At 49.8% G+C, this 21,554-nt stretch carries 16 protein-coding genes; 9 read left to right on the forward strand and 7 right to left on the reverse strand.

The genetic code is table 11. The annotated features are described in order from the left end of the window. Positions 1-49: 49 nt before the first annotated feature. From BUC30_RS09355 to BUC30_RS09370, 4 genes are all read right to left on the reverse strand, one after another. A complete protein-coding gene (locus BUC30_RS09355; RefSeq protein ID WP_073424581.1) occupies positions 50-3,196 on the reverse strand; it encodes a thrombospondin type 3 repeat-containing protein in 3,147 nt (1,048 codons plus the stop codon). Between the two features lie 9 nt (positions 3,197-3,205). Continuing rightward, entirely contained in the window at positions 3,206-3,628 is a 423-nt protein-coding gene (locus tag BUC30_RS09360; protein ID WP_073424582.1) for a T9SS type A sorting domain-containing protein, read from the reverse strand. 199 nt (positions 3,629-3,827) lie between these two features. Next, complete coding sequence (locus BUC30_RS09365) at positions 3,828-4,220, reverse strand: YkvA family protein (RefSeq protein ID WP_073424583.1); 393 nt, start codon at positions 4,218-4,220, stop codon at positions 3,828-3,830. 120 nt (positions 4,221-4,340) lie between these two features. Next, complete coding sequence (locus BUC30_RS09370; RefSeq protein WP_073424584.1) at positions 4,341-5,825, reverse strand: DUF1846 domain-containing protein; 1,485 nt, start codon at positions 5,823-5,825, stop codon at positions 4,341-4,343. Positions 5,826-5,930: 105 nt separating this feature from the next. Here BUC30_RS09370 and BUC30_RS09375 point away from each other — a divergent pair, with 105 nt between their 5' ends. Continuing rightward, on the forward strand, positions 5,931-7,607 hold the full coding sequence (locus BUC30_RS09375; protein WP_073424585.1) for an NAD(P)/FAD-dependent oxidoreductase: 1,677 nt from the start codon (positions 5,931-5,933) through the stop codon (positions 7,605-7,607). A 21-nt stretch (positions 7,608-7,628) separates the two neighbouring features. Then, positions 7,629-8,759, forward strand: a complete 1,131-nt coding sequence (locus tag BUC30_RS09380; RefSeq protein ID WP_073424586.1) for an RluA family pseudouridine synthase — start codon at positions 7,629-7,631, stop codon at positions 8,757-8,759. A gap of 50 nt (positions 8,760-8,809) precedes the next feature. Here the strand turns inward: BUC30_RS09380 and BUC30_RS09385 are convergent, their stop codons facing one another. Continuing rightward, a complete protein-coding gene (locus tag BUC30_RS09385; RefSeq protein WP_073424587.1) occupies positions 8,810-11,221 on the reverse strand; it encodes an ATP-dependent helicase in 2,412 nt (803 codons plus the stop codon). 203 nt (positions 11,222-11,424) lie between these two features. Between BUC30_RS09385 and BUC30_RS09390 the strand changes: the two genes are divergently transcribed. Beyond that, the gene (locus BUC30_RS09390) at positions 11,425-12,411 is read left to right on the forward strand and encodes a hypothetical protein (protein ID WP_083555692.1); all 987 of its coding nucleotides are present in this window, start codon (positions 11,425-11,427) and stop codon (positions 12,409-12,411) included. A gap of 77 nt (positions 12,412-12,488) precedes the next feature. Here the strand turns inward: BUC30_RS09390 and BUC30_RS09395 are convergent, their stop codons facing one another. Beyond that, positions 12,489-12,824, reverse strand: coding sequence for a hypothetical protein (locus BUC30_RS09395; RefSeq protein WP_073424712.1), 336 nt, complete (start codon positions 12,822-12,824; stop codon positions 12,489-12,491). Between the two features lie 121 nt (positions 12,825-12,945). Between BUC30_RS09395 and ispD the strand changes: the two genes are divergently transcribed. After that, entirely contained in the window at positions 12,946-13,680 is a 735-nt protein-coding gene (gene ispD, locus BUC30_RS09400; protein WP_073424588.1) for a 2-C-methyl-D-erythritol 4-phosphate cytidylyltransferase, read from the forward strand. A 47-nt stretch (positions 13,681-13,727) separates the two neighbouring features. Further along, positions 13,728-16,163 (forward strand): phenylalanine--tRNA ligase subunit beta, encoded by a 2,436-nt coding sequence (gene pheT / locus BUC30_RS09405; protein ID WP_073424589.1) that lies wholly within the window; start codon positions 13,728-13,730, stop codon positions 16,161-16,163. A 97-nt stretch (positions 16,164-16,260) separates the two neighbouring features. Here the strand turns inward: pheT and BUC30_RS09410 are convergent, their stop codons facing one another. After that, positions 16,261-16,644: a hypothetical protein gene (locus BUC30_RS09410; protein ID WP_073424590.1), complete on the reverse strand. Its 384-nt coding sequence runs from the start codon at positions 16,642-16,644 to the stop codon at positions 16,261-16,263. Between the two features lie 63 nt (positions 16,645-16,707). Between BUC30_RS09410 and dnaX the strand changes: the two genes are divergently transcribed. From dnaX to BUC30_RS09430, 4 genes are all read left to right on the forward strand, one after another. Next, complete coding sequence (gene dnaX, locus BUC30_RS09415; protein WP_073424591.1) at positions 16,708-18,435, forward strand: DNA polymerase III subunit gamma/tau; 1,728 nt, start codon at positions 16,708-16,710, stop codon at positions 18,433-18,435. A gap of 194 nt (positions 18,436-18,629) precedes the next feature. Further along, positions 18,630-18,938, forward strand: coding sequence for a YbaB/EbfC family nucleoid-associated protein (locus tag BUC30_RS09420; RefSeq protein WP_012820129.1), 309 nt, complete (start codon positions 18,630-18,632; stop codon positions 18,936-18,938). 144 nt (positions 18,939-19,082) lie between these two features. Continuing rightward, positions 19,083-20,474, forward strand: coding sequence for a TolC family protein (locus BUC30_RS09425; RefSeq protein ID WP_073424592.1), 1,392 nt, complete (start codon positions 19,083-19,085; stop codon positions 20,472-20,474). A gap of 20 nt (positions 20,475-20,494) precedes the next feature. Further along, positions 20,495-21,544 carry an efflux RND transporter periplasmic adaptor subunit gene (locus BUC30_RS09430; RefSeq protein WP_073424593.1) on the forward strand — a complete coding sequence of 350 codons (1,050 nt, stop codon included), beginning with the start codon at positions 20,495-20,497 and terminating at the stop codon, positions 21,542-21,544. Positions 21,545-21,554 lie beyond the last annotated feature (10 nt).

Genomic DNA, 21,554 nt, shown 5'->3' on the forward strand with positions numbered 1-21,554 from the left:
AAAGCTCCCCCAGAGCATAAGGAGAGCTTTGTGAATTTATTAGGATGGATTAATAAGTGTCCTTGTCGTCCACCCATTCATAGTCGAATTTGAACTTATAACCCGTATGAGGTTCATTACCACAAGCTGAAGTGCATATATCTGTTGTTGGATTAAAATCGAATCCACTCGAACCCATAAGGTATTTAAACGAGCCCTTGTAAGGAGCGACTTTACCATCCCCCTTTATATCATTCTTCAGAACTTTTGCCATCTCAGCATACGACCAAGTGATAGACTGTTTTGCGGTAGTAGTAGCATTACATTTTTCAGCAGCATCTTCGCAAGACTTAGACAAAACATCGAAGTCCAAATATAATCCCTCAGAGCCAATGGTATCAGTATGCTCAGCGGTACTAGGCATGACGTCTTTTGTATCTTTTGATTTAGACAAGAAAAACACAGCATCCTTATTATCATTGTCTCCAGCCTTCCAATCATACCCATACCAATGAGAAAGCTTTCTTCCACCGGTACCATCACCTGCATAGAGAGTAACATTTGCTTCAATAAATGCTCGCCCCTTAAGGCCATACATATAGTGTTCACCACCAAAGTCAGTCATCTTATAGGTTACCTGAATTCGGCCTACACTACGTGAATGCAGATCTGTACCTTTAGAGAACACCATGTCGTTTCCTTCCTTGGCATAGGCGAAAACTCGATAAGAATAATAAGGAGAACCACCGCCAACATCATCGGTATAGCTTCCATCGCCGTCATCATCTACATAGGTGTTGATATTTTGATAAGTACCTTTATGTAAGATTTTTGTTTTGTTCAAAATACTATCCGGTATATTGGTTCCTTTGAGGGCTCGCAAAACGACATATCCATTTACACGAGAATCCTTAGAACGATCAAAGGTCACTATAATATTATCTCGATTTTCGCTTTTTTTGAGTTTCAAATTGGTCGGAGGTTTCAAAGACGAAGAAATCGACAAAGTGTATGTTTTGACCGTTTTTTCATCTTCAGAATTCACTTCAATCTTGACACTTGTCGGCTTCAATACCGTAAGTGTCGGGGTGTTGAATGTGTAAACTTTCTTGCCATTTACTTCATTCCCTTGTACACATTGCTCGTTACTATCCGTTATAAACTTCACATAAGTAACCTTTTTTGCATTTGGCACAACCTTGATAAAAGCAATCGGCGCTTGAATAGAAACAGAGAAATTGCTGTCTTTAGCGAGAGCCGCGGAATCCAAATCCAACTTAACGGAATCTTTCGCCGGCGACGAGGAGATCACTTCTAGCGAAGGAAACACCTGGAGCAAGGAAAGGCTTGCATCCGTAAACAACGGGCGCTTGGTCGGTTCCGGGTCTTCCTTGTCATTCATACCATCGCCATCCGTATCAGCTTCGACTGGACTTGTATAAATCTTGACAGTCGATTCCCCCTTGGTCCAACCAGAGATTTCATCGTAATCCGAAATACCATCGCCATCCGTATCCACCTTGGTGTCATCCGTTCCAAACAGGTGTTCTGTCGGGAGAGGCACACCATCGTGGTCTTGGTCCTTGCTGTAGAAGATATGCACGGCATCACCCGCACCTATGAAAATCTTTTCCATATCGTAGGAGGCACAGGCGAACGAGTACAAATCCATCGTGTTGATACCTTTTTTGAGGTTTGCTGCACGCTGGATGGTGACATACCACATGGCGCTATCGGCCAAGCTAAACTTGAATCCTTCAATAGAAGCCAGCCCATAAAGCTTCTTCTTTGAAGGGCCTACAACAGAATCCTGTTCGAAATCTACATGGGCATTGCGCAAAAGTTCTGCAAGAGTCGTCTGCGCATACATATCGTCGGAACCCTTGTGGTCGACATTGTAGCGGTAATTTGTTGCAACCTGATAACGTGCCGACGGGTTACCTGCAGAACCGGGACCGTAATCAATGGTGATATCGGCAGTCTTGGCGGCAACCTTCGTGTAAGCGACAGTAAAATCGGAGGAGCCACCATCAAAAGTTACCTTTTGCGATGAAGCTCCAAGAACGATGGAACTCGTATTGTAAATCATATTTTCAATGAGTTCAACCTTCACATTGTCGTTGCAGAAATTCGCATCAACCGATTCCGCCGGCTTGAGAGTGACATCGCTCCATTCGCCTTCTCGGGTCAATTCGGCCAAGATTTTCAAGGAACTCGTATCCTTAATGTCGTAAGTAGAGGCAGACAGTTTTAACGCCTCAATGGTAAACGCAATATCCGATGTGTTTTTGAGTTCCACCTGCATGCAGAGAGTCGCTCCGTTCACTTCACGGCCTTTAGACTTTTCATTGGAAACGGCTTTTTCGTAGTTTTCAGCAACGCTTTTTTCTTCGGTGCTACTCCAGCTCATACCTGTGGAAGTTGTGTAGCTGCCGTTATAACCTACAGTCACACTTCCCGTATATTTACCTTCAAAGCCATCTGCAACACTCCCGCCGAGTTCCCAACCTTGAGTCGTTGAAAGTTCCCAAGAATTCATGAGGTCTGCACTGCGTGTCTGTTCATAGCTCACAGAATTCGTCTTGGTAATTTCCTTGCCTTCCGTGACAGAAACGCTTTCTGTTACACCTTCCGAAACCGAAACATTGAGGTTAATGCGGGGCGATTTTTTGAGCGTTACCCTAAGTCCCGGCACATCAGCAATACGCGGGTTGAACTTGGTCGGGTTCGTGGGCGAATACATGCCGTCAGCAAGTTCTTCACCGTCGCTCCAGCCGTCACCATCCGTATCGGCAGAATTCGGGTTCGTGTCGTATTTGTAAATCTCGCTAAGGTCGGTAAGGCCGTCGCCATCCTTGTCCTCATCGGAATCCACTTCGACAATTTCGATGTTCTTGATTTCGGAAAGCTTGAATGTATGCTTACCCGCAAAGATACCATCACCCACCACGACAGTCATCGTTTCCTTGCTCTTGTCCTTGAGCGTGAAATCAATGTGATCCATATCCGAAAGCTTGATAGCGCTCTGCTTTGCCTTTCCCGAGAATTCCATCTCTTTCTTTTCGGCTTTTCCAGAGAAAGTCAAGCTATCAATAGTCGTGAGGTTAAGACTTGTCGAGGCTTTCTTGGCATCTTCTGTATAAACATTGAGGACACCAGCCATGCTAAGCGTTGCCGATGCAGCAAGAAGGGCGGAAACTGTTTGAATCGTTTTCATAATTTTCCCTTACTCCTTCACGTTGATGTTGAGAATTGTCTGACGGACACCCGATTGAACGCGCACGGCATAGAAGCCAGCCTTAAGACCGGGACGAACTTCGTTTGCGCCCTTCACGAGACTTGCGTTACGGTAAACGCAATTACCCAAGACATCAAAAATCTGAACTGACGAACGAGCTTCAGGAACGACCACGGACAAGCTTGAGGTTTGACGATTCCATGAAACCGACGCATCAAGCTTCTGAATCGACAGAGGAATCGAAACGGTCTTAGCCGAATCGTTCTTGTCGGCCACAAACGTTATTTTCGACACTGTTTCCACCCAGAATCGCTCGGTGGTACCGTCGGCCTTAGTGACTTTGATAAGATGCGTTTTTTCAGCCAAGGCGAAGGCTGTCAAAACGATTGCTAGAAGCACTAGTTTTTTCATTTTTGTCTCCATTTTTAATGTTCGGCGGAGCAAGGTAAAAAAAAATCAAACAAAAAAAAATAGCCCAAATGGGCTAATCCTAGGGTTATTTTAGGGGTTATTTTCGCCCCCAAAAAACTTAAAAAAGGCGAAAAAAAATCATCCCCGTCAGCAACGAGGATAATTTTTTGGAGATTTTTTAGCGCAGATGCAGAAAGATTTAGTGCATTACAAGGGCTACAATCGCAGTTATAAGGCCTCCCACCGCGACACCAGCAAGCACAATAAAAGCAACCATCATCCATTTGACGTACTTTGCCAGGCGGACTATCATTGCAGACTGATCCTTTGCAAAATGCTGGTAAGCGTTGAGAGCAGCCATCACCGTAAAGCCCACATCATCAAGCCAGCCAAACAGCGGAATCGTATCCGGGACCGCATCAATCGGAGACAAATCGTAAACCACCGCAAGCATAGCGATAATTACAGAAAGCGCTTTCCAGACAACAGGAGCGCCATTCTGTTCATCCCCCGTTTTCACAGTTTTCCTATCACGATGCATATCGTTCATATCGTGAACCTCGACATCATCGTAAACTTTACCATTAGCCATTCAAACCCATCCTTTAATCAAATTACTTTTTAAATATACAAACAAAAAGAAAAAGACTACCGATTTCTCGATAATCTTTTTCTAAAAGTATCTGCTATTTGCGCCGTTTAGCGAACGTTCCTAGCCATGATATAATTTACTTGTCTGGTAATTCGGTTCAGACGTGAGGTTCACACCGAGGCGGCGGAACACACCAACGTCAACCTGCGAAAGAATCACGCTGGAGTGGACTTCGCAATGGCGGAGTTCCGGGAGTTTTTCGAGCGCAATCTTTGCATTGTAATCCGTCAGAGCGCAAACGGAGAGAGCCACGAGGACTTCGTCCATGTGCAAGCGCGGGTTCTTGTGACCAAGCTGCATCGTCTTGAGGTTCTGAATCGGCTCGATCACCATCGGAGATAGCAGGCGGACTTCGTCCGGAATGCCAGCCAAGTGCTTGAGAGAATCGAGCAACATAGCAGAGGATGCACCGAGAAGCGAAGAAGTCTTGCCCGTAATAATCGTACCGTCGTTCAGTTCAATAGCGACTGCCGGACCGTTCGTTTCTTCAGCCTTAGCTACAGCAGCGACAGCAACCTTGCGGTCCTTAGCGCTGATGTGAGCCTGTTCCATCACGAGTTCAAGCTTGTAAACTTGATCCTTTTCGGCATTGCCCTTGCGAACTTGGCACAAAGTATTGTAGTAACGGCGAATGATTTCAGCATTGGCGGCTTCGCAAACAGCAGCGTCGTCAACAATGCAGTTGCCAGCCATGTTCACGCCCATGTCCGTCGGGCTCTTGTACGGAGATTCACCGAGGATGCGCGTAAAGAGAGCGTTCAACACCGGGAAAATTTCGACGTCGCGGTTGTAGTTAATCGTCGTCTTGCCGTAAGCTTCCAAGTGGAACGGGTCAATCATGTTCACGTCGTTCAAGTCAGCCGTTGCAGCTTCGTAAGCGAGGTTGACCGGGTGCTTGAGCGGGATGTTCCAAATCGGGAACGTTTCAAACTTGGCATAGCCAGCCTTGACACCGCGCTTGTTTTCATGATAAATTTGCGAGAGGCAGACGGCCATCTTTCCACTTCCCGGCCCCGGAGCGGTTACCACCACGAGTTCGCGAGAAGTTTCAACAAATTCATTTTTGCCATAACCGTCATCGCTCACCACGAGCGGGATGTTGCTCGGATAACCGGCAATCGGATAATGGCGATAGACCTTGAGTCCGAGGCCTTCGAGCTTTTTCTGGTAAGCAACTGCGCTCGGCTGTTCTTGCCAGCGGGTCAGCACCACACTGCTCACGTAAAGGCCATAACCGCGGAAAGCGTCAATCAGGCGAAGAACGTCCTGATCGTAGGTAATGCCGAGGTCGCCACGAACCTTGTTCTTTTCGATGTCGCCAGCATTGATGGCGATGATGACTTCGGCCTTATCCTTGAGCTTTTCGAGCATGCGGATTTTGGAGTCAGGAGCAAAGCCCGGCAAAACGCGGCTTGCATGATGGTCATCAAAAAGTTTTCCACCAAATTCAAGATAAAGTTTTCCACCAAATTTAGAGATACGTTCTTGAATTTTTTCAGATTGAGTTTTTAGATAAGCATCGTTATCAAAACCAACTTTAAACATATATCACTACCATTTTTAGGGTTTTCACAATTATAAAAAAATGTAAACCACTATCTCAAGTCCAAAAAACTATTTTTTTGCCATATTTCTAAATTTGTGGCATACATGTTTACATATCGCTACAGAGAACTCGCTGTCGCCCTTGAAAAAAAAGGCGAAGTCCGTCTTGCGCTCGCCAAGACGCTCCGAGTGAATCCCGAAGAAATCTTCAATCTCGAAGTCGAACGCTTTTCGCTAGACTCCAGACGCAAAGGCGACTTGCACTGGTCTTACAATGTCGTTTTCGACCTGAAACGCAAAGTCCGTGCTACGGGGAACAACGCCCGCGGGCTCATCGAATCCAAACGCGAGATTCGCAGCCTCGATGCTGAACCGTTAAAAGACACTGTAGCGATGGCTAGCCACGTGGACGTGATTGGAGCAGGGCCTAGCGGTCTCTGGGCGGCGCTACACCTTTTGCGCAAAGGGTTCTCTGTCGACATCTACGAACAAGGTAAGCAAGTTGAAGAACGTTTTCGCGACATCCGCAAATTCTTTGTAGACCGCAAGTTCAACGCCTACAGTAACGTGCTATTTGGTGAAGGTGGAGCAGGCGCATTCAGCGATGGCAAACTCAACACCCGTAGCCGCAACCTGTTCAGCGAAACCGTACTCAAGGACATGGTGGACTTCGGCGTTGACGAAAGCGTTGTCGCATTTGCAAAGCCGCACATTGGTACAGATAAACTTGTACTCATGTTGCGTCAAGTCCGCGCCGAGATTGTCCGCCTCGGCGGGCATATCCATTTCAACACGAGCCTTGAAGATATTGAAATTAAGGATGGGCGAATTTGCGCGATCAAGCTAAAGAACGTCATTGCGAGCCCCGGAACAATGTCCGGGATAAACTCCGCGAAGCAATCCAATACAAGCGCCGCGATTTCGCATTGGCAACCGTGCGAAGCGCTAGTCCTTGCAGTTGGGCATTCCGCACGTAGCGTTTACGAGATGCTCCACGCTCGCGGCGTAACTCTCGAAAGCAAGGCGTTCGCCATGGGCGTCCGCGTTGAACACCCGCAGTCGCTCATCAACATGCGACAGCTCGGACTGAACGTCGATACAAGACTCACTGGAGCCGCCGAATATTTCCTCGCCACGCCGACAATCAACAAGACTTCGAGCGCCTACAGCTTTTGCATGTGCCCCGGCGGAGTCCTTGTGCCATGTGCCTCGGAACCGGGAACGCTTGCGACAAACGGCATGAGCTATAGCCGCCGCAATGGTGCATTCGCGAACGGAGCCATTGCCGTCCCGATTACTGCAGGCGCCGAAGGCTTTGACATTCCTTCAAGCGGTTCGCTTTTTGGCGGTCTCGACTTGCAACGAAAAATCGAAACAGACGCCTACAACGTCGGCGGAAAAGTTTACGCCGCCCCCGCACAAACGATCAAGAACTTCCTCGCCCACCGCGAAGACAAAACGCTCCCCAAAACCACCTACCCTTGCGGGCTCGTGCCAAGCAATCTGTGGGATTGGATGGACAAGACGATTTGCCAAAGTCTCGCCGAGGGCTTCCAAAATTTTGACCGCAAAATTCCGGGATTCATCAACGAAGGCCTGATAGTCGCCCCCGAAACACGCACTAGCTCGCCGCTCCGCATCACGCGCAACAACGAGACACTCGAAAGCGTAAACACCCAAGGACTCTTCGTCCTCGGCGAAGGAGCCGGCTATGCAGGCGGAATCGTCACCAGTGCAGCAGACGGCGTACGACTTGCACACTACGCCAAAAAATGCAAGTAAACCATTAACTAGTAACTAAAAATGATTACACGTACTATCGATCGCAATTTTGCAAACATGCGCCTTGACCGTTTCCTCCGCAAGGCATTCCCCGAAGAATCGCTCTCGGTGTTCTTCGCAGTCATCCGCAAAAAGAAAGTCCGTGTAAACGGCGTTGTCGGCAAGGCAAACCAGATGCTCGTCGAAGGCGACGTAGTGAACATTTACGAGAACTTCAAGTCGGTAAGTGACGACGACCAAAAAGGGGAAAGCCTTCCCCTCGCTTCCGCCGCCGAAGCGGCTCCCGCTACCCCTTCGAGCGGGGACACCCCGCAACGCCCCGATGCAAAAAGTGCAATAGGATTTGCCAAGAACAAGTCCACCTGGGGCCACCACCTCACAGGTGCCGAAAAGCAGGCGCACTGGGGCGCTCACGAGCTCGACCTCGTCGTGCAAACCGAAGATTACGTGATTGTGAACAAGCCCTCGGGACTCGCAAGCCAGCCGGGCAGCGGCACGCGCCCAGGCGAAAGCCTCGTGGAATACCTCTGGGAATGGGGACGTAACGAAGGTCTCGATTTCAAGCCGACCATCGCCCACCGCCTCGACCAAGAAACTTCCGGCCTCATCATTGCTGCTCTCCACGGCGACACGCTTCGAGACTTCACCCGCATGATTCGCGAACATGTCGTAGACAAGTTCTACTTTGCACTCGTCAAAGGCAACCTCAAGAAAGACCGCGGCACCATCAGCGAATCGCTCCTGCGCACAGACAGCGCTAAGGGCAGCAAAATGCTCGTCGGCCAAGATGACGAAAACGCACAGAAAGCCATCACGCATTACCGCGTCAAGCAGCATTACGAAGGCTACGATCTTGTGAAAATCAAGCTCGAAACAGGCCGCATGCACCAGATTCGCGCCCACTTCGCAAGCATCGGGCATCCGCTTCTCGGCGATACACGTTACGGCGACTTCGCGCTCAACCGCGAAGTCAAAAAGCTGTTCGGACTGAACCGCTTATTCTTGCACAGCTGTCGTCTGGAATTCGATTGGCAAGGCGAACATAAAGTTTTTGATTGCCCGCTCCCCAAGGAACTCCGTGACGTCATCAAGCAGCTCAAGCCGATGCGTTACGAGCGTCCTGAAAACAACTTCCAAAGAAGCAGACGATAAAATGGCGATGTCAGTCCCCCCGTACTTGTTACGGGGCCGACATTTATCCTCTACACTTTCGATAACGGAAAATCGAACTGAATCGAGCGCGGAGTCGCAAACTTGTCAAAAGTAATTTCGTAACAGAAGTTCTTTTTATCGACACCGCTGACGGTCCCGATTCCAAAAATCTTGTGTACCACACGATCGCCTACCGCAAATTCTGCCGTAGGCGCTTTCTTTACCGCGCCAAGACTCTCGTCTTCATCAAAATCGCCCATCAAGTCTCGATTGCGGTCCGCTTCCGCAATAAAAGCCCGTGCCGCCAAAAGCAAATCGTCCGAGAATCCACGCGCCACATCAAGCTCGCCCATGTCCATCTCGAGCAAGAATCTCGACGGATAGCGTGACCCGCTCTCGCCCGCCACGCCATCTTCGGCGTCGCTCAGGCAAAGCACGTTTTCGGCACGCGTGAATGCCACATACGCAAGCCTGCGCTCTTCTTCGAGCTGAATCTTGTTCTGCACACGCTTCACCGGGAAAAAGCCCTCGTTCAAGCCGCACACAAAAACATACGGGAATTCCAGGCCCTTCGCATTGTGAATCGTCATGAGCTGCACGCGGTCCTTTTCCTGCACATCTTCATCCGCATTCGTAAACAGCACGATGTTCTGCAAATACTCATCCAGCGAAGCATCTTCTTCGTAGTAATTCTCAAATTCGAGAATTCCCTGCTTGAGTTCCGCAAGATTGTCCAAGCGGTCTTCATCGCCATCCAGACGAAGCATTTCCTCGTACTTCGTCTCGCGAAGCATCTTCGAAAGCAATTCCGAAACGCGCATATCCTTATAACGCGAGCGGTACTTTTCAATCAGCTTCACGTATTCAACAACATTGCTTCTCGACAAGAATTCCTTACAGTCAAAATCGATTTTCCGATGGTCATTGCCGACCGACGAAAGTTCCGCCTGCGTCGTGACATCAGGCGCCACATCGTTCAGGCGCCCCGCCTCGTACACAATTTCAAGCAAAGCCTCGTAAAGCCCGACCTTGCGCGTATCCGCAAACGCCTGCAAAATCGCCATTTTCTTCGGCCCGAACTGGCGCTTTGGCGTATTCACCGTCCGGATAAACGACAAGTCGTCGGCATACACGAGCATTCGCAAATAGCAAATGATATCCTTGATTTCCTTGCGCTGGTAAAAGCCAACCCCGCTATAGACCTTATACGGGATAGACTCCGACATCAGCGCCTCTTCAACAGAGCGCGACTGCGAATGCATACGGTACAAGACCGCAATATCCTTGTAATGCACGCCGCTCGCACCGTTTTTCACAGAATTCTGCACAGCATTCTGGATGCGCTCCACAATCCATTTTGCTTCTTCGCGAGTGTTCTTCGCATGGTAAAATACAGGCGTCTTGCCGCCTGCACGGACCGGCCTCAAGACCTTCTCTATTCTATACTTGTTGTTCTTGATGACCGCATCCGGCACCTTCAAAATGCTCGGCGTCGAGCGGTAATTGTTCTGCAACAGAATCGTCTTCGTGCCTTTATGGAACTGGTCAAATTCCAAAATGCGATTGATATCGGCACCGCGCCAGCCATAAATCGTCTGGTCCGGGTCGCCCACCACAAACAGGTTCTTGTGGTAACTCGAAAGCAAATCCGCCAAGCGGTACTGTTGTCCGTCAATGTCCTGGTACTCGTCGACCATCACGTACATCATGCGCTTGCGCCACTTGTCAAGCTTTTCCGGGAAATTCTCCAAAATATATAGCGTCACCAGAATCAAATCGTCAAAATCGAGCGCATAATTTTTCTTTTGCTCGTACAGATAGCGGTAATAAACCGCCATCCACTTGTCCGGAGCCTCGTCCGCAAGCTCCACCAGATGCTCGCGTTTCTCGTTTTCAACCGCCGGCGCATTCCCGGCAGCCGATACTTTCTCCTCATCCGCCAAGTGTTCAGCAAACAGCGACACATAGCCGATATCATTCGCCTTGCGGCCACCCACAAAATCAAGGACACTGCTGATTTTCAAGTCCTTGAGCGAGAACCCCAAATCCGCATACGCCTTGCGCAAAAGCGACTTCTGGTCATCCTCGTCGAGAATCATGAATTCCTTCGGGTAATTCAGCACGTGGATTTCTTCGCGCAAGAACTGCACGCAAAAGCCGTGGAACGTCGAAATGTAGCCGCTATCGTCGCCACCCAGAATCGAGCGGATGCGCTTTTTCATTTCGGCAGCCGCCTTGTTCGTGAACGTCACGCAGAGAATATTCGCAGGCGAAATGCCCATTTCCTTCACGAGATACAGATAGCGGTGCGTGAGCGTCCGAGTTTTACCCGACCCCGCCCCAGCCACCACACGCACGTAGCCCTCAGTTGTCTCAACCGCCTCAAGTTGCTCCTTGTCTAGGCGGGAACGCTCCCATTCGAGGGAGTTTTCAACATTTTCGCTTTTCGGGCTTTTTTCCATACGCGCACCGCCTTGTAGTGAACATCTGTTTTACTGCACAAAAAGTAATCTATTTATAGAAATCCGTCAAGTTTTACATAATTTTGGTTCAATCATTCTATCTTGGAATATAGCTATAAACTTTTCTTAAGTTTTTCGTAAGTATCGAAATATATTTAGAGACGGAGCAATGATAAACCTCGTTTTCAGCAAAGGGGAGAAACATGTTTACTACGCTTTCCAAAATAGTGGGGGTCGCTATTGTGTGTAGTACGGCGTTGTTTGCACAAAATAGCGCTGTTAAAGACTCAGCAACGATCCATCCCCAGTTGCTCCCAATAGTCCCAGATTTCGATGATAACGCATCCAGTTACATAGTTACACCCAAAGTGGACACGGTCTCAAGCATTAAGGAATCCGTTAAGGATTCTATTAAGGAACCTATTATTAAGGATTCTGTTGAAATTAAGGCACCTATTGAAGAACCAAAAGCCGAAATCATAAACGAGGCAGACTCTTCCAAAGTCCAAGTTACCGAAAGACCGGCAACTATTGAAGAAAAAGTGGTGTTTTCCCCCAACGACTCGACAAGCACAAGCTCTCCAGCCTCAAAGAGCAAATTCCGTACAAACAAAACTCTCCAAAGCTACAACTTCTATCTTCCTATCGAATCTGAGAAATGGGAAATCAAATCACAAAAGCATGAATGGAATTCTTTAAGTTTCCAGTTTCACTGGACTCGCTATAAAATGCAGGAAAACGGCTTTTCGACATTACTCGATCTTGGTGGAGGCTTTATCACAGGAGACCTCAAAGACAAGTACTTTGATAAAAAAGTCGACTTTAACGGAATTGATCTCAACATTAAATCGGGTCTAGGCTTTGCCCCTATATCAAACGATTTTATCTTAGCGTTCTACCTCATTGGTGGAGTTAACTTAAAAATGCTCAACGGTAGAATCACTGTAGACGATAAGAAAATCAACCCCTTTACCGTATTCGTAGATGCAATAATTGGTGGTGATTTTACCCTCGGGTATCAATTTTTTGAATCGGCAGGAATTCTTGCGGGCATTGATGTTACCACGAACGCTTTTGGTATAGGCGGCTATTCTAGAGAGATTTCCAAGACATCAAAAGTCACCCAGATGAAATACATATTCTCGGGAATTAATCTCACCCCTCATATCGGAATTTTCTTCGCTTTCTAATTCATAAAACATCTCCTCAAAAAGACCCCTCCCCTGCACTTGAAAGAAAGTGCAGGGGTTTTACGTTTTACAAGGATCTATCTGAGGCAGATAACAGCAAGCGTTGCCGCAAAAGCCATATAGGTAAATACAAAAAGGGCTGCCTTTTTACGGCTACCTTCCAAACGGATTTCAGGCAGAGTACTTACAAAACAGATTTGCCATAAATCAAACAAAACCCACGCAAGGTTTACAGCAGCCAAGCTCAAGCCTACATGATGCGGAGCAATAATAGCAACAAGGGTCAAATAAATTTTAATGCTTCCCGAAACACTATTAGCAAGCAAGAAGTTATGCGCCCCGACAAATCCGCCCAAGCAAGCAACGATTGCCATTTGAGTTCGGTTGCGAGGTTTCAATTCACTAAAGTCCATTTTGTCTCCCATATACACACTCGATGCCAAAGGTAAAAATATTCTCGACATTCAAAAAACTTTTTACTTCTTACTTTTTAAACACGGTGACTTACATCACAAATATTTCTATTTTATAAATATGTCTAATTCATTACTTTTTGGAAAATTTGCTGCCGTTCTCCCCGCAGGCGGACTCGGCAAACGCATGGGTGGGACAATCCCCAAGCAATTGATGAATCTCGGCAACAAGCCTGTTTACCAATATAGCCTTGAAACATTCCTCAACATGGATGAAATCGCAGAAGTCGTTATTGCGGTTCCTGCCGATTGGAAGGACTACTTTGAAAAAGATATTTTTAGCCGTTTGAGTCCCGCATTTGGAACCGGATATGGGAATATCTTAAACAAACTAAGGATTGTCGTTGGCGGGAAAGAACGCTGGCAGTCCGTGCAAAACGGAGTGAACGCGCTCACTAGCGGCGCTGAATACGTGCTCGTCCACGATGTCGCACGTCCGTTCATTAGCGAAAAGATTATCCGCGACGTTTGCGAAACGCTCGTCAACAAAGGGAGTTGCCTCGTCGCAAAGCCTGCCATCGACACCATCAAGATTGCAAGCGATGGCCGCGTCGAAAGTACAATTGACCGCAATAAGGTCTGGCTCGCACAGACTCCACAAGCGGCCCGCATCGATTTGCTCAAGAGCCTCTACGCCCGCATCGAAAAGGAACCGCTGAACTTCACGCCGACCGACGAAGCAAGCATCCTCGAATTCTTTGGCGAGCCCGTCTATATCGTGAAAGGCGAATCTGCAAACGACAAGCTCACCACCCCCGAAGACTTCGAAATCTTCGTGAACCGCGTGAGCAAATAGAGTCGTTTTTTCTATATTTACCGCCGAAAAATTTAAAGGGTATTAAAATGAAAGTTTCTTTGAATTGGCTTAGACGTCACGTTGACCTTCCGGAATCTGCGGAAGATGTCGCAAAGGCGCTCACCTCCATCGGTCTCGAAGTTGAAGGCATGGAAGAACCGGGCAAGGTCTATGACAAGTTGCTCGTTGCAAAGGTTCTCACTTGCGATCCGCACCCGGATAGCGATCACTTGCACATCACTACCGTGAACGACGGCACGAACACCATCCAGGTTGTTTGCGGAGCCCCGAACGTCGCAGCAGGTCAGACGGTTGTGCTCGCCCCGATTGGCGCAGAACTCCCGCTCCCTGATGGCACCAAGCTCAAGATGAAGAAATCCAAGATTCGCGGTGTCGAAAGCTTCGGCATGATCTGCGCCGAAGACGAAATCGGCCTTTCTGACGACCACGGTGGAATCATGGTTCTCGACGATTCCATCCCGGCAGGTACGCCGTTCGTAAGCCTCGGCATGTACGACGTATGCTTCGAACTGAACGTCACGCCGAACCGCCCGGATGCGCTCAGCCACCGCGGTGTCGCACGCGAACTCGCCGCCAAGTTTAACCGTCCGCTCAAGCCGCTCGCTTACAACTTCAAGGAAGATTCCGAAGACGCAAGCGCCGCTATCAGCCTCGAAGTCGTTCCGGGCTGCGGTTGCTCCCGTTACGTGGGTCGAGTCATCAAGGACGTGAAGGTTGAAAAGTCTCCGGCATGGCTTGCTAAGCTTTTGCACGCTGTCGGCATGAACAGCATCAACAACGTCGTCGATATCACGAACTTCATCTTGATGGACGTCGGTCAGCCGCTCCACAGCTTTGACATGGACCAGCTCCACGGCAACAAGATCAAGGTCCGCCGCGCCGTCAAGGGCGAGCATATTGAAACGATCGACCACACCGCACACGAACTCATCGAAAACGACCTCGTGATTTGCGATGGTGACCGTCCGGCTTGCGTCGCTGGCGTGATGGGCGGTGTCGAATCCGAAATCGTTGATGCAACAAAGAATGTGTTCCTCGAAAGCGCCTGGTTCAACCCGACCGTTATCCGCAAGCAGGCCAAGCGCCTCTGCATTTCTACGGACTCCAGCTACCGCTTCGAACGCGAAATCGACTTTGCAACGCAGGACGAATACAGCAAGTACGCTTGCGCCATGATCCAGGAAGTCGCTGGTGGCCGCATCCTCAAGGGTTCCGTCGAATACACCGGCGACGACCACAAGAAGGAAAACAACCAGGTCACGCTCCGCGTCGCTCGCGCCGCCAAGGTCATCGGCATGGAAGTTTCCGCCGAACAGATTGAAAAGTTCCTCACGGGTATCGCTCTCGAAGTCGTGAAGAAGGACGCCGAATCTATCACGTTCAAGATTCCGAGTTTCCGCCCGGACCTCGAACGCGAAGTGGACCTCATCGAAGAAATCGCTCGTCTCGTCGGCTTTGACAACATTCCGTACAGTTTGCCGAAGTTCACGATGCAACCGAACGAACTCCCGGCTATCGAAGTCTTGAACCGCAAGATCCGCAAGACGCTTTCTGCCATGGGCCTCCACGAATGCTTGAGCCTCCGCTTCACGAGCAAGGCCCGCACCGAAGCCCTCTTTGGCCCTGAAAGTGACGACCGTCGCAGCAAGCCGGCTCTCCTCTTGAACCCGCTTTCCGAAGAACTCGGTGCTGTGCCGACGAGCCTCCTCCCGAATTTGCTCAAGGCTGTTGCCGAAAACGAAAAGAACCGTCCGGGTTCTGTTCGTCTGTTCGAAGTTGCCAAGGGACAGTTCAAGCGAGCTCGCAAGGACGAACGCGATCCGGGCTTTGACGAATCCAACCTCGTCGCCCTCACCATCGCCGGTAACTTTGACACCGATCCGCTCAACGACAAGCCGAAGCAGATTGACTTTGCCGCATTCAAGGGCTTTGTCCAGAGCTTCTTCAAGCGTCTCGGCCTCGTCGTGGAATTCCGCGCCGCAGCAAAGCCGGAACTTTTCCTCCACCCGGGCAAGCAAGCCGAAATTGTCTGCAATGGCACGGTTCTTGGAACGATGGGCGAACTCCACCCGAACTGCCTCAAGGCTAACGAAATCAGCTACGAGACCTACGTGATGGAAGCCGACATGGACAAGATGGAACACGAAAGCCACAAGAAGATTGTGTTCCAGCCGTTCAGTCGCCAAGTGCCTTCGACCCGCGACATTTCTATCGAAGTTGCCAAGTCGATGACCCACGAAGACGTGCTCGCCCGCATCAAGGCTCTCAACCCGAAGAACCTCGCCAAGATTACTCTCAAGAGCATCTACGAAGGCGAAAAGATTGAAGCCGGCAAGAAGAACATGGTTTACAGCCTCACCTACCAGGCTATGGACCGTACGCTCACGGACGACGAAGTCAACAAGGCTCACAACAAGCTCCGCGACAAGCTCGTTGCCAACGGTGACATCGTTCTCCGCTAGTAGCGACTGCGCCACAACTAATAATTACAAGAAACGCTCCCGATGGGAGCGTTTCTTTTTTATTACTTGATCTAAAATTTTGTACCCGACAAAGGTTTTAATTCAAGCCAAGTTGTTCACGGACATTCTTAATAAATTCATATTCTTCGGGCGATATATTAGTCCTGTTGTAGTCTTCGTGCGAAGCATTTGCAATACGGACCATGCAGTTTATCACGAGAACCTTTGAATCACGGGACTGCGACTGAAGCGCCTTGACGCAAGCCTTAGTACGGTCGCTTGCCGACTTGAAGCTTGCATAAAGGTTGTTGAATTCGTCCCAACTGGCGTTCGGAGTCACTTCGTCATGAATCTTGTCGAGTTCTGCACTTTCCGCTTCCGTAGCCGAGGCAGCACCCGGCAAAAGCTGTTCATTTTCGTGGTTATGCGAAAGGCAGGCTGTCTGCCAGCACAAAATCAAAAGCGCCATATCAAAATTCATAAGTACCTCTGTTAGACTATTTGCTCTTATAAAGATACGAAATTATTTACTATATTCCCAAGCATGGCATACATCGCAATGGCGCGTAAGTGGCGCCCGCAATCATTCAGCGATATGGTCGGTCAGGAACATATCGCAAAGACTCTTGAGAACGCCATTCAGGGCGGTCGTCTCCATCATGCATTCCTTTTTACCGGCACCCGTGGTGTGGGCAAGACTACTAGCGCCCGCATCCTCGCCCGCACGCTCAACTGCAAGGGCTCTGACCCGCTGCACCCGTGTGGGCAGTGCGACAGCTGCAAGGATATCGCCGGCGGAAACCCGATGGACGTCTATGAAATAGATGCGGCCTCTAACACCAGCGTCGACAACATCCGCGATGTGATTGAACGTGTGCAGTACCCGCCCGTCATCGGCAAGTACAAGATTTTCATCATCGACGAAGTCCACATGCTCTCGACAGGCGCCTTCAACGCTCTCCTCAAGACACTCGAAGAACCGCCGTCCCACGTGATTTTCATCTTTGCAACGACCGAAGTCAACAAGGTTCCGCAGACAATCTTGAGCCGCGTGCAGCGTTTTGACTTCAAGCGCCTGACCGTAGACCAGATCCGCAGCCGCCTCCGCTACATTTGCGAACAGGAAGGCATCAAGGCCACCGACGAAGCCCTCGACATCTTTGCCGAAAAAGCCGATGGTTCCATGCGTGACGGCCTCACCTACTTTGACCAGGCATACGCCTTTACCGGGAACGAAATGACTGCGGAATCCGTCCGCTCCGTCCTTGGCATCCCGCCTGTAGAACTTTTCTTCTCGCTCATCCAGTCCATCGAAAACCACGACATCAAGGGCTGCTTCCGCATGGTGGATGACGCCGTGAAAATCGGTATCGAGTTCATCCCGCTGCTCGACGGCTTTGGCAAGTTCCTCCGCAACTTGCTCTACGCCCGCCTCGACGCCTTCACGCCGGATGCACTCAACATCACCGAAGAGCTCTACACCAAGTACAAGAGCTGCGCACAAAGTCTTACGAACGGCGACATCCTCCGCATCAGCAAGATGCTTATCGACTTGCAGGGTACGCTCCGCTACAGCACGAACCCGCGACTCCTTGTCGAAACGACGTTCGCCCGAATGGCTTGGCTCGACCGACTGGTCGATTTGCGAAAAGCTCTTGCAGCGATTAACGATCCTAAAAGCGCCGAAAACGACGCGGTAAAAAAAAAAGTAACTGAAGTCAGCGCCATGATAGACGCCCAGGAAGAAGTCCAGGCGTCTTATGATGACCCATTTGCAGGCTACGATCAGGGTGGCGTGCAGGCTTTTTCACGTTACGAAATTGCCGCCGCATGGCCTTCCATCCTCTCCAACATCGCTAACGACGGCGACTACGTATTCTCCGCCGCCATTGCCGGCACAACGCTCGAAACCGGCGACACCGAGCAGAATCCGTTCCCGATTGCGCTCACCTACGCAGGCACAACCGAGAATGCCGAAAACTGGGGCTACCGCCAGATGACGGAGCATCCCGAATACGTCGAACGCGTGACACGCATTTTGGAAGACCGCCTGCAGACAAAGATTGCGCTTTCCATCCGCACGCGCGCCTTCACCGAGAGCGAACTTGCCGAACAGCGCGCCGCCAAGATGAGCCCGTACGAACTCGACCTGGAAAAGGAACCGGGACTTTCAAAGCTCCAGCAGATGTTTGCGACGGAACTCGTTTTCACCAAGAAACTCAAGAAAGCGGCCATCGTTTCACAATGCGACGACGAGGATTGCGACGCATAGATTATCATGGACCCTATCGGTCGCAAGCTCCCTCCAGGGTGACAATTAAAACGTCATCCTGGAACGAAACGTAGTGTAGTGATAGGATCCAACCAAATAAAAATTCTATAATTACGAATGGAAAACAGTCATCCTGACACGCAAGTGGAAGGATCCAATAACCTTTAATACACTCAAAAAGCGAGGATATATTCATGGACATGAGCAAGATGCTTAAGGACCTTCAGAAAATGCAGAGCAAGATGCTTAAGGCACAAAACGACCTCAAGGCACAGAGCTTTGACGCCGAAGCCGGTGGCGGAATGGTGAAGGTCGCCATGAACGGAAAGGGCGTACTCACGATGGTGAAGATCAATCCGGATGCTGTTGACAAGGACGATGTAGAAGCTCTCGAAGACCTCATTATGGCTGCCGTGAACTCCGCCGTCAAGAAGAAAGACGACGCCCAGCAGGCAAGCATTTCGGACATCACTGGCGGCATGAAAATCCCCGGTTTGATGTAATTTTCGCCAAATTTCGCAAAAATTCGCAAATTCGGATGCACTTCATCCCCAATATTTGCGTTTCATCAAAAACAGAAAAAAGCCCCCTTATGAAAAGGGTGCTTTTTTTTTACATTTGGCAAGCTTAATATATTAGGAGAACGAATGTCAAGGAAATTTTTAGTCCTTTCTGCCCTCGCTTTAGGGCTGATGGTACCGGCCTCGGCAAAAGTCTACACTCGAGATGAGGCGATCAAGACCGCCATGGAAAATTCTTCGGACATCAAGAGCGCCGAAGAAGATCTCGTTTCTGCAAATTCCCAAGTAGACGCTGGGTATGGTAACGCCTACCCGTCCATTGACCTTAGCGCCAATGTAACCCGTATTTTCGGGCTTGATGACGTCAAGCTTGGCACCCCCATGGCCGACGCCGCCAAGGATTCCACTTTGGGCGCCAACAAGTTCGATAAAGAACGTGTCGCTCCGGCTTTAGACAAGATGATCAATGGTATGAGCACACAAGGTTACCGCTGGCAGTCCAGCGTGGGCCTCACGCTAACCCAGGTGCTCTACGCCGCCGGCAAGGTTGGTACCGCTATCGATATCGCCAAGGCCTATAAGCACTTGCAAGAGGTCAACCTCGAAAATACGAAGTCGAATGTCCGCTACGAAGTCGATAACGCTTTTGACCAGCTCATTTACTTGGATTCCTCCATCGCCATTGTTGACGAAAGCATGAAGATTACACAAGACAACATTGACTTTGTGGAACAAGGCGTTAAGAGCGGACTTGCTACAGAACTTGATTTCGCTAGAGTTCAGCTCGCCATGGAAGCCCTCAAGGTAGACAGAAAGACTCTCGAAGACAAGCGCCTCCTTGCCAAGAACGCTCTTCTCAACACCATGGGTCTTGACTGGGACAACGACGTTCAATTCAACGGAGAACTCCGTAGCCCGGAATCCAACCTCCCGTACCCGGACACCTCCATGGCAAGCGTCAAACAGCGTCGTAGAGAATTGGTGATGCTCCAAGCTACCGAAACGATGAAAGAAAAGAACATCGAAATTGAAGAAGGTGGCTACAAGCCGACAATCGCATTGGTAGGCGGCCTCAAGTATGCAAACAACCAAAACAAGATTACCGAATGGGACGCTCCGAAGTGGGACAAGCTCAATAAATACGTTTCTTTGAACTTGTCGATGAACCTTTTCAATGGCATGCAGACCAAGGAAGCAGTGGTCCAAGCTAAATCCAGCCTCCGCAGCACCCAGATACAGAAAGAAACCGCAGAACGTGGCTTCCGCGTGCAAATCGAAAGCTGCGCACAGACACTCGCCTCCGCAGAACGCAATCTTGAAGTTTTGAAGAATAACATTGACCTGGCCCAGCGCATCTACGACATGACCGACGCGGCTTTCAGAAACGGCATGGAAACGCAGCTCAACCTGCTTACCGCCAACATGGACCTCCGCAAGGCAAAACTCAACTACTTGCAGGGAATTCTCAACTGGAACACCGCTTATAACGCACTGCTCCAAGCCACAGGTGAATACTAAGATTTAAGAGGAAGACAATCATGAAGACCATTACAAAATCAATCATTACTATTTCTGCCCTGTCGCTCCTCCTCGCTGGATGCGGCGACGCCAAGAAAGACGCCAAGTCCGAGAAAAAAGTTTCGACCATCGAAGAAATCCAGAAGGTCAATGGCAAGCCAGCCCGCGTTGTGAAGGCTGCTACAGTCAAGCTCACAGACGTCCGCGCCTTCAGCGGCACCATCGAAGGTAGCCAGCAGACGACCGCAACCGCCAAGCTCGGCGACCCGATTGCCAAGATCAACGTCCGTGTTGGTTCCAAGGTCAAGAAAGACCAGGTTCTCGCGGAATTCGTCTTTACGGGCGACAACACGGCTTACCAGCAAGCAAAAGCAGCCATGGAACTGAACGAAAAGACCCTCGCCCGCACCAAGGAAGTGCAGGCAAAGGGCGGTGTCACTCAGAGCACCGTTGACCAGCTCGAAACCCAGATTAGCATATCCAAGATGCAATTGGAAGCAGCCCGTCGTGCAACGCTCGTGCTCGCCCCGTCTTCGGGCACCATTACCGAAGTCAAGTTTAAGGCTGGCGAAGTCCCGGGTGTCGGTGGTGCCATGTTCACCATCGCAAACCTCGACAAGGTGATTCTCAAGCTCAACGTCACAAGTTCCGAAATCGGTTTCTTCAAGAAGGGCGCCAAGGCAACAATCGAACTCAACGGCGAAAAGCTTCAGGGCGAAGTAAGCCTCATTCCGCTCGCCGCAAACCCGATAACCCGCTTCTTCCCGGTCGAAGTGACCTTCAAGAACAAGAACCGTAAGCTCCTCCCAGGCATGTACCTCACCACAAAGATTGACGCCCGCGAAGTCACCGGCGTTACCGTCCCGGTCGAAGCCATTGTCTATAGCAACGGCGTGAACTCGGTCTGGACAGTCGATAGCGAAGGCAAGGCCAAGCGCAAAATCGTGCAACTCGGAGTGCAGACCAAGACCGACATCCAAATCAAGGATGGCCTTAGCGAAGGCGACGTCGTGATGGTCGAAGGCCAGAACCGCATGAATGACGGCGACAAGGTGCTGATTGTCGAATAATCGACACTGG

Origin of the sequence: Fibrobacter sp. UWB7 (assembly GCF_900142945.1) — a bacterium.
Classification (GTDB): domain Bacteria; phylum Fibrobacterota; class Fibrobacteria; order Fibrobacterales; family Fibrobacteraceae; genus Fibrobacter.